General features: G+C 65.2%; 1 protein-coding gene. It reads right to left on the bottom strand.

From position 1 onward, the window contains the following. Window positions 1-382: c-type cytochrome (locus tag FLP08_RS17315; protein WP_156278171.1), on the bottom strand; the 382-nt coding region annotated here is incomplete at both ends.

The raw sequence follows: 382 nt of genomic DNA, 5'->3' as shown, positions 1-382 counted from the left end.
CGTTGAGCTGTTTCTTCGGCCGGTCCTCCGGCTTCACCAGCACCTTCCACGATTCGCGCATCTCCGGCATGCCCCACTCCGGCGGTTGCGGCGGGGTGTGCTGGATGTACTTGGCCATCAGGGTGATCTGTTCCTTGCTCAGCTCGCCGGAGCTGCCCCAGTTCGGCATGCCCAGCGGGGTGCCGTAGGTGATCAGCGCTTCCAGGTATTGCTGGCCGCGTTGCTGGGTGATGTCCGGGGTCAGCGGCTTGCCGGTGGCGCCCTTGCGCAGGACGCCGTGGCAACCGGCGCAGCGTTGGAAGTAGATCTGCTTGGCCTCGTTGAACTCGCTTTCACTCATGTCGGGGGCACCGTTGGTGCGCACCACGTGAGCGGGATCGAC

Origin of the sequence: Christiangramia aestuarii, assembly GCF_009735585.1 — a bacterium.
Lineage (GTDB): Bacteria > Bacteroidota > Bacteroidia > Flavobacteriales > Flavobacteriaceae > Christiangramia > Christiangramia aestuarii.
This window is presented reverse-complemented; position numbering and strand designations above follow the sequence as displayed.